Below are 8,410 nucleotides of genomic sequence, written 5' to 3'. Positions count from 1 at the left end.
CCGGGCCCCACCAACGCCTCGGATCAATCCCCCGGCGGGGAGTGGCGGCGGCGCCGGCGCGGGTGGGGCGGGCGGCTGCTGGCACGGCTGCGCGGGCCCTGGCTGCTGCCGGCTGCCGGGATCATTCTGTTTGGCGTGCTCGTCGGCCTGATGACGGTCTTCCTCCTGGACCGTTTGTAGGCCGGGGTCGGAGAGCCCAGGGAGCCGGGAAACAGAGCCATGAAGCCAGGGAGGTCTTCCGTGGGGTGGCAATCCCAGCGACGCCTGGTGTACACGGTGTCGGAGAAGTGGAGCGGGTGGTTTTGCGAGCGCTGCTGCTGGAACCGTCCGCGGCCCCTTGACCCGCGCGAGAACGAGCGCCTGGCCCGCGCGATCCAGCAAGAGTTCCTGACCCACGACTGCGAGAGCTTCGCCGCCCAGCACTGGCGCTGAGGGGCGGTGGCCCCCCGAGGCGCTCCCCGGGCCCTCCCCCACCAAAGGGGGCTATGTTCCGAATCTGAAACACAAAGAGGATCTTTCGCGCGGGCGGGCGACGCTGCGGCAGGATGGCTACAGTACCGTTCCTGGGCTTGCCCGGGGACGTTGCATGCTGAGTGCAGCCCGGTCGCCACGGCCGGGCTGTGCTATTCCGGGGCGGGAGAGGCCCCCGGCGCCCTGAGGTCAGGGCGCCGGGAGAAGCAGGCAGGCCGCGATCAGTTCCAGTAGCGGCTCTGGGGGCGGGCGGTGACCACGGTGTTGTAGCGGGCCATCACCCGCTCCACCCGCGCTTCCAGCTTGGGCAGGAAGGAATCGCCGCCGTCGGGATGCTGCAGGCCGGCGAGGGCGTTGTCCCAGCGCTCGGACTTGGATTCGGCCAGCACCGGGCGCCGCGCCGGTTCCGGCGACAGCAGGTAGACCATCCACAGCACTACGCTGCCTCCGTAGGCGGCGCTGTTGATGAGGGAGAGGGCGCCGTCGCTGAGCAGCACCGAACCGCCCTGCACCCGCAGGGTCACGATCATGAGCTGCACGCTGGCGAAGAGCCCAAAGCCCAGGGCGATGCCCACCAGGTTGTGCTTCCAGGAGAGTCCCAGATGGGGCAGGAAGAGCACCAGGAAGAGCACCAGGCCGCACTGCATCACGCGGATGCTGCGGTCCAGGGTGAGGATGCCGGCCACGATGCGGCTGGCATCGCTGCCCTGCGTGGCCACCGCCAGCACGATCGCCACCAGCAGCAGGAACAGCGCCACCCAGCGAAAGAGCACGCTGCCCAGGTCGCGCAGCGCGCTGTAGGGCTGGAAGGCGTGCGCGAAGACTTCCAGGATTACGGTGAAGCCCAGCACGATGCCGATGGCGCTGGAGGCCCAGGAGACATAGAAGTAGTTGCTCCAGGCCAGGTGGTACACCGCGAACAGGACCAGGAAGCTGGCTACCTCGTAGGTGGTGTACAGGAAGAAGGCGGGGAACTGCTTGCGCAGGTTCCGGCGCAGCATGATCACGGCCAGCGCGGCTTGCAGCAAGGCCGGCCCGATCCAGAGGGCGTAGGAGAGGACAACGCGCAGGGACATAGGACCCCCTCAGGGGGACGGAGCATAGTCCATCCCCCCGGGGTCGTGCAAGAACTTTTCCGCCCCGCTGGGCTACCCGGTTGTCCCGCCGGCTACTTCTGGATCGGGGGTTTGCACCCCGGAGCCGTGGGCAGGCAGGTGGTGATGGGCGAGCTGCCATCTGCCAAGACGACCATCGGTTGCGGGTTCTGCGCAGTAGCAGGGGAAGCAGCGATGGGGGCGGCAGCAGCCACCAGGCCGGCCGTCAGAATCGTTGCAACTAACAGACGCAGTAGCGGTTTCATTCTGTTCTCCTTGGCGTGCTGAGGAAGATCACGCGGGCGGCAGTATAGTCCGGAAGGCTCCTCGTGCAAACACCTATTAGTGTTAGCCGGAGTTTGCCAAGAGAACACTGGCCGAGGGGCCGAGCCGGGGTGGTCCCAAAGTAACAGGCATAAAAGCCTGTGATCTCCTGCCAAATCGGAAGAAACACGGTCTGCAGCCGGCCCGGGCGGTGGATCCAGGGGCGTCCCGCCACCCTCTTCCCCCTGGGCCCGGACGATGCTATCGTGAAGCCCGCGGTTCCACCGCCCAGGAGCGGTATCGAGGCATGGACGAGTCCACCGGCAAGCCCAGAACGCAACCGGCCGCGCCGCCGCCCGCGACGCCAGCCTCCGCCCCGCCCGCGCCCGCCCTCGAACTCTGTCCCAACTGCTCCTCACGGCTGGAGTCCGCCCACTGCAAGCTCCTCTGCCGGCGCTGCGGCTTCTTCCTGAGCTGCTCCGACTTCTACTGAGCGCCCGCGCCGGCTCTCTCTTCCATCTCCGCCCCACCCAGGCGTAGGCTAAAGGTGTCTTGATCCCAGCAAGGAGAACGGAAATGAAGAGAAAGGGCAGCGCAGTGTGGAAGGGCGGACTGAAGGACGGCAAGGGCACGGTCTCGACCGAGAGCGGGGTGCTGAAAGGGGCGCAGTACAGCTTCAGCACGCGCTTCGAGAACGGCGTGGGCACGAACCCCGAGGAACTGCTGGCAGCGGCGCATGCGGGATGCTTCTCCATGGCGCTGTCGGGGCAACTGGGGCAGGCGGGCCTGACCGCCGACAGCATCGAGACCACCGCCACCGTCACCCTGGAGAAGGTGGAGGCGGGTTTCGCCATCACCGCGGTGCACCTGGAGGTCGCCGCGCGCATCCCCGGGGCCGACCCGGCCAAGTTCGAGCAGGCCGCGGCCAACGCCAAGGCGGGCTGCCCGGTCTCCAAGCTGTTCAACGCCAAGATCACCATGGACGCCAAGCTGGCGGGCTGAGCCGCCACCGCAGCGTCCTGCCGGTGCCGGAGGCGAGATCATGAAGAAGAAGACGAAGAAGGCAGCGAAGAAGAGGCCCGCCCACGGGAAGGCCGCGCGGGCGGGCGGCAACGCCGAGGCCAGTATCCGCCGCGTCGGCCAGGAGTGGGCCGAGCACTGGAACGCCGGCGAGCTGGAGAAGCTGCTGGCCGCCTACGCCGAGGACGCGGTCTACATGCCGCCGCACCACGGCGCGGTGCACGGCCGCGAGGCCATCCGCGAGTACCTGAAGGGGCCGATGCAGCACGGGGTCGGCAACCTGGTCTACGAGGTCACCTACATCAAGCGCTCGGGCGGGCTGGCCTACGACGTGGGCCGCTACTCCATGACCCTGCCCCAGGACGGGGGCGCGCGCCAGGACCGCGGCAAGTACCTGACGGTGTGGAAGCGGCAGGCGGACGGGCGCTGGAAGATCGTCGCCGACTCCTTCTCCAGCGACCTGGCCCCGGGGCACTGAGCTGCGCCAGCGGCCGCGCCGGGGGTGAGTTCTTCCGGACGATGGAGTTCACTGACTGTCGTTTCTCCTCCCACCCTTTGCCACAAGCGCCCGTCGCCTGCGCTCCGGGCCGGCAAAGGGTGGGGCACCCCCCGGTGTTCAGCTTTCGGGATATACTCTCGCGCGAAAGGTGGGCCACCCGCCAAAGGGTGGGGCACCCTCGGCTCTTTTGGTTCGGGGATATACTCTCCCGCGAAAGGTGGGCCACCCGCCTCTGGACGAAGGGTGGGAGAGGGATTCTGTCGTCCCTACGGGACTCAGGCTACTTTCCTTGCCCTGCCCAGGACTCCGCGCGCGGAGCGCGCTTCGTCCTGGGCTATTGTCAATCGGCCCTTCGGGCCTAGCCAAGGGAAGATCAGCCGAACCCTCTCCACATTCGGCCCGCCCGAGGTTTGGGTAGGGCCAAGGCGTCTTACCCAGCCCAATGCGGGTCACCCTCGGCTGGAGGCCGCAGGGAGAACCGCTTCCACAGCCAGCGCAGCAGGCGCCAGGCGGCGAGGGCGAAGGCCAGCGCCGTCGCCGCCCACAGCAGAAACACGGGCAGGCGGAAGAGCACCGCGATCATGAAGTCCGCATAGGCGGAAAGATCGTCGGCGGCGTCCCAGAAGGCGGCCCGCACCTGGGCGCGGGGATGCCAGCGCACGTCGGCGGGCCGGACCACGGCTTCGGTCGAGAGCGTGACCTCCAGCAGCGCCATCTGGGTCTGGTGGGCCAGCAGGTTGAGGCGGCCCTGGGTGCGCTCGATGCGCCCGCGCACGTCGGCCAGGCGCTCGGAGACGGCCAGCGTGTCCTTGATGGAGCCGGCGCGGCGCATGATCTCCAGGTACTGCGTCTCCTCGGCGTGGAAGTTGCGGAGGTTGGACTCCAGATCCACGTACTGCCCGGTCACGTCCTGGGCATCGTCCTGCTCGTTCTGGACGCGCTGGCCCAGCGCGCGCACCAGGCTGCGGGCCTCGTCGAGGCGGGCGGCGGGAACGCGGATGGCGATGGTGGCACTCCTTGCCCCGGCGCCTTCATCCGAGACGCGCACCGATTCCACGTAGCCATCGAGACGGTAGGCGAGGGCGCGGATGTGCTCCGCCGCCTGGGCGGGGTCGGCGACCAGCAGCGTCATCGAGCCTTTGCGCAGCATGCGGCGCGAGGAGAGTACAGGCTGTGACACGGGCTGCGGCGCGGCGCCGCCGTCGAGCGGTTGTTCCGGCTGGGCGGCGCCCTCACGGTAGCGGATGGCGCCACTCTGGTCGGTGGAGAAGCGGCGGGTTCCGCTCTGGCCGGGGGCCAGCGGCACCGCCTCGACGCGGTAACCGTCAGGGATGCCGTCGCCGTCCTCGTCCCGAGGCTCGTAGCGGAAGCTGTAGCCCGACCTCTCGCCGCCGGCCAAGCGGTCATCGATCTCGGGCGCGAGGTCGGAGAGCTTCTCTGGGAAACCCTCGCCCGGATGCTGGGCGCTGTAAGTCGTGACCGCCGTATTGATGGCACGGAGCGATCCCACCGTCGTGGCCTCGTTGGCGGCCATCCGGGAGCGCAGCAGGTTGGGCACGGCGATGGCCGCCACGGTCAGGACGAGGGCCACGACAAGGAACAAGGTCATCAGCCCGGAAAGGCGCGACGGTTTTCTGGTGGTTACGCCTGTGGTTGGCACACACACCTCCCTGGTCTGCCGGAGGGACGGCAGCGAGGTTTCGACAACGATAGGGACCAGGCACACCCGCGACTCACGCGTGGGAGTGGGGAGCGAGGGGAGTCACGCAGGACCTGGGAGTCGTTCGAGCAGGGAGCAATCCGAGTGCCAGCCGCGAGAGCACATTGTCGGAGGCGGCAACCCGCTGTGAACTCGCGCGAAGCGGCTACCGCGGCGCGGGCGAGCAGCCGCCGTTCGGTGCGGCTCCATGACAAACCGTGGCAGGGATGGACCGGAAATGTCAGTCTCCCACGCAAGCCAAAAGCAGGTTTGAGTGGGCGCCCTGGCAGCACCAGGGCCCAGGGGGCGGAGCTAGGACTTCTCCTAGGGGCTGCGGCAGGGCTGGGGAGCTGGACTGGTGTAGAATCGGGGATATCGGAGCAGAAGGCATGACATCCTCATGGCGGAGTGAGAAGGGACATCTGGCGTGCCGCTGGTCCGGGGCCGCGGAGGACGAGGGCGGCGGATACCGCCCACAGTGGATGCAAGGGTCCGACATCCGCGGCAGCTACTTACCGCCCCTCCCCGATTTTGCCGGCCACAGCCCGTTCGGTGGACCTTCCTGGTTCGGCCTTGACGTGCACGACCCGGCGCGGCGCCTCGCCTCGAAGTAGAGTGAAGACCGGGAAGTCCCGTAGGACGCCTGCGGCGATCGCTGAAGAGTCCCCTTAGCGCCAGCCACCCACCCACGTTTCCCGCGGATCTCGGATCGATGGGCGACCGCATGCCCGGCGCGCACGCGCGGCTCAGCGGCTCGACTGCAGCGCGTGGAGAGGGGCCTGGGCGCGGACGGGGGGAGCCGGCCTGCTGCCCTTCACGATCAACCAAAGGATGCGGTTGAAGAGGGCGTCGTCGACGCGGTCGGCGGCGCTCAGGTCGATGCCCTGGGAGAGCCGCGCGGCCGCGGTGTGGGGCGGGTTCTTCTCGTTGCGGTCGGCCTGCGGGGTGAGCGCGGTGTAGGGAGTGAGGTCGGGCTGGGCGGCAAAGACGTCGGCCAGGGAGCGGCTGAAGTAGTCGAACTTGGAGAGGCGGTCGAGCCCCAGGATGTCCTCGATGGCGGCGACCACGTCGGTGGTGTTGGCGAAGCGATGGACCACGCCGGGGCGGCTGTAGGCGGAGATGACGAACAAGGGCGAGCGGTGGGAGTCCACGTGGTCGGGCCCGGCCTGCGAGTCGTCCTCGAGGACGAAGAGCACGGTGTCGCGCCAATAGAGGGAGCGGGAGAGGGCCTCGACGATGCGGCCCAGAGCAAGGTCGTTGTCGGCCATGTAGGCGCGGGGGGTGAGGAGGCCTTCGCGGCCCCCGGCGGTGTGGTCGTTGGGCAGGTGCAGGACCTCGAGCTGGGGCAGGTTGCCGTCGCGCACGAACTGCTGGAACTCGGCCAGCCAGGCGTCGGCGCGCACCTGGTCGCTGATGCTGAGATCGAAGGGCGGATACGCCGGACTGATGTGGTGGGCCAGGCCGGGCTGGGTCATGGGCCAGCCCTCGCGGCCGTGCACCATCTCGCCGTAATCACGGAAGGAGACGCCCTGGCGGGCGGCCAGGGTCCAGAGGAAGCCATCGTTGGGCTCGCCCGCCTCCTCTCCGTCCACGTCGGCGCGCCGCCGCGAGTAGCTGGAAGGGATGGTCTTCTCGCCGTAGTCGGTGACGTAGGCGGCGGTGGACCAGAGGTGTCCCTGGGAGCTGACCTCGGCGTTGGTGAAGAAGCGGTCGAAGAGCCCGAAGCGCAAGGCCAGGGCGCGGTGATTGGGAGCGACGTCGGGACCGAAGAAGACCAGGCTGGGATCGCCGTCGCCCTGCTTCAGGTCGCCCAGCACCTGGTCGTAGGTGCGGTTCTCCTTGATGATGTAGATCACGTGCCGGAAGGGAGGATAGCGCCGGGGCGAGGCCTTCTCTCCCCAGCCATTGGCGGCGGCGACGCGGGCGGAGAAGGCGGCCTCCTCGGCCGGGATGAAGGCGTCGGACAGGAGGCGCAGGCTGCCGTTCAACTGGCCCAGGTCGTAGCCCAGGGGGCGGGTGATGCCCTCGCCCGGAGTCGGGCCTTCGGGGTTGGCGTGGCTTCCGTGGCCCTTGCCGGTCAGCACCAGCAGCTTGCCGGAGGCGTCGAGCAGGGCGGTGGGATACCAGTCGGTGGGGATGCGGGCGCGCAGGGGCGTGCCGGAGGCGGCGAGATCGAAGACCGCCACCGCGTTGTTGTCGGCCTCGGCCACGAACAGGCTGGATCCGTCGGCGGAGAGCGCCAGGGCGTTGGGGGTGCTGCCCTCGGAGGGGCCGGCGGGAGCGGCGTCGCTGAGGTAGCGCAGCACCCGCGCCGGGCGCGTGGCCACCACCGCCACCTGGTCGCTTCCCGCCAGGGCGACGAACAGGCGCGCGCCCGAGCGGTCGGCGAGCAGGGCGGAGGGATGGCGGCCGACGGAGATCTTGCGCTCGAAGGAGAGGCTGCCGTCAGCGCGCGCGCGGAAGACGGAGACGGTGTTGCCGCCCCACGCGGAGACGTAGACGGCGCCGTCGGCGGCGGGCGCGACGGCGTAAGGATAGTGGTCGGTGGGGAAGCGGCGCACGGCATCGCCGCGGCGCAGGTCCACCACCGCCAGGCTGTCGCCCACGTTCTCGGCCACGTAGAGGAAGCGGCCGTTGCGGGAGACGGCCAGGCCCGCGGGATAGCGCGAGCCGGTCTTGCCGGCCTGGGGCGCGGCCAGCACGATCTTGCGCTCGAAGGTGGCGGCGCCGTCCTTCCAGGAATAGCAGAAGATGGAATCGTCGTTGCCGCCGGAGACGTAGAGGGTGCGGCCGTCGGGAGAGAAGGCGACGCCGTAGAAGGCCGCCGGCTGCGGCAGCGTCTGGGTGACCCGCCGCGAGGCCAGGTCCACGACCTGGATGCCCTGCTCCCGCCACCCGCTCAGCACCACCACGAGCTTGTCTTTCTCCGGGGCGAGCGCCATCCCGATGGGCATGGAGCCCAGATCGACGAACTCTCCGGCCGGGTCCAGGCGGACTCCGGTGGGCAGGGTGGAGGTGTAGGCCGGCGGGGAATCGGCGGCAGGCGCGGCGGCCGCGGCCGTCAGCAGCCAGCCCCCCAGCAGGGCCGTGCACAGCAGTCGAGAGCGGCGGAGCGTTCGCATCTTCCCGGTCCTTGCGGCGAGCGTCCATTGTATCGCTGCCGCGGGACGCCGGCTCCAACCCGCGCTGCGGACGGAGCCGGCCATGGGAGCCGGGGGCCCCGCCTCACTGGTGGGTGAAGGGGACGATCTTCCAGGCGGGGTCGACGCTGGTGGAGACGAAGGCGGCGCCCACCTTGGTGGCCCCGTTCATGGTCCACACCACCACGCTGGTGGTGGAGTCGTTGCGCCACAGCAGGTCGGC

Annotated in this window: 8 protein-coding genes; 5 read left to right on the top strand and 3 right to left on the bottom strand. The window is 69.3% G+C overall.

Features of this window, described 5'->3' with window-relative positions; genetic code table 11:
- Together VEG08_06840 and VEG08_06835 are read left to right on the top strand one after the other, a co-directional pair.
- On the top strand, window positions 1-180 hold a 180-nt coding region (locus VEG08_06840; GenBank protein HXZ27701.1), incomplete at its 5' end, for a hypothetical protein.
- 60 nt (window positions 181-240) lie between these two features.
- On the top strand, window positions 241-432 hold the full coding sequence (locus VEG08_06835; GenBank protein ID HXZ27700.1) for a hypothetical protein: 192 nt from the start codon (window positions 241-243) through the stop codon (window positions 430-432).
- 260 nt (window positions 433-692) lie between these two features.
- On the opposite strand, the gene VEG08_06830 is transcribed toward VEG08_06835, so the two are convergent.
- Complete coding sequence (locus VEG08_06830) at window positions 693-1,547, bottom strand: hypothetical protein (GenBank protein ID HXZ27699.1); 855 nt, start codon at window positions 1,545-1,547, stop codon at window positions 693-695.
- Between the two features lie 589 nt (window positions 1,548-2,136).
- Between VEG08_06830 and VEG08_06825 the strand changes: the two genes are divergently transcribed.
- From VEG08_06825 to VEG08_06815, 3 genes are all read left to right on the top strand, one after another.
- Window positions 2,137-2,322 carry a hypothetical protein gene (locus VEG08_06825; protein ID HXZ27698.1) on the top strand — a complete coding sequence of 62 codons (186 nt, stop codon included), beginning with the start codon at window positions 2,137-2,139 and terminating at the stop codon, window positions 2,320-2,322.
- 83 nt (window positions 2,323-2,405) lie between these two features.
- Window positions 2,406-2,831, top strand: a complete 426-nt coding sequence (locus VEG08_06820; GenBank protein HXZ27697.1) for an OsmC family protein — start codon at window positions 2,406-2,408, stop codon at window positions 2,829-2,831.
- Window positions 2,832-2,871: 40 nt separating this feature from the next.
- Complete coding sequence (locus VEG08_06815; protein HXZ27696.1) at window positions 2,872-3,327, top strand: SgcJ/EcaC family oxidoreductase; 456 nt, start codon at window positions 2,872-2,874, stop codon at window positions 3,325-3,327.
- 451 nt (window positions 3,328-3,778) lie between these two features.
- Here VEG08_06815 and VEG08_06810 read toward each other — a convergent pair whose 3' ends face one another.
- Together VEG08_06810 and VEG08_06805 are read right to left on the bottom strand one after the other, a co-directional pair.
- Window positions 3,779-4,957, bottom strand: a complete 1,179-nt coding sequence (locus VEG08_06810; protein HXZ27695.1) for a DUF4349 domain-containing protein — start codon at window positions 4,955-4,957, stop codon at window positions 3,779-3,781.
- A gap of 836 nt (window positions 4,958-5,793) precedes the next feature.
- A complete protein-coding gene (locus VEG08_06805) occupies window positions 5,794-8,169 on the bottom strand; it encodes a bifunctional YncE family protein/alkaline phosphatase family protein (GenBank protein ID HXZ27694.1) in 2,376 nt (791 codons plus the stop codon).
- Window positions 8,170-8,410: the final 241 nt, after the last annotated feature.

It is taken from the genome of Terriglobales bacterium, assembly GCA_035624475.1.
Lineage (GTDB): Bacteria > Acidobacteriota > Terriglobia > Terriglobales > Acidobacteriaceae > DASPRL01.
Note: the sequence above shows the minus strand (reverse complement) of the source record. Positions and strands in the feature narration are given on the sequence as shown.

Bases quoted from the DNA above. Each gene is read 5' to 3' on its own strand.
- VEG08_06815 (HXZ27696.1), top strand. From the start codon at position 2,872: ATGAAGAAGAAGACGAAGAAGGCAGCGAAGAAGAGGCCCGCCCACGGG.
- VEG08_06805 (HXZ27694.1), bottom strand. From the start codon at position 8,169: ATGCGAACGCTCCGCCGCTCTCGACTGCTGTGCACGGCCCTGCTGGGG.
- VEG08_06810 (HXZ27695.1), bottom strand. From the start codon at position 4,957: ATGACCTTGTTCCTTGTCGTGGCCCTCGTCCTGACCGTGGCGGCCATC.
- VEG08_06830 (HXZ27699.1), bottom strand. From the start codon at position 1,547: ATGTCCCTGCGCGTTGTCCTCTCCTACGCCCTCTGGATCGGGCCGGCC.
- VEG08_06825 (HXZ27698.1), top strand. From the start codon at position 2,137: ATGGACGAGTCCACCGGCAAGCCCAGAACGCAACCGGCCGCGCCGCCG.
- VEG08_06820 (HXZ27697.1), top strand. From the start codon at position 2,406: ATGAAGAGAAAGGGCAGCGCAGTGTGGAAGGGCGGACTGAAGGACGGC.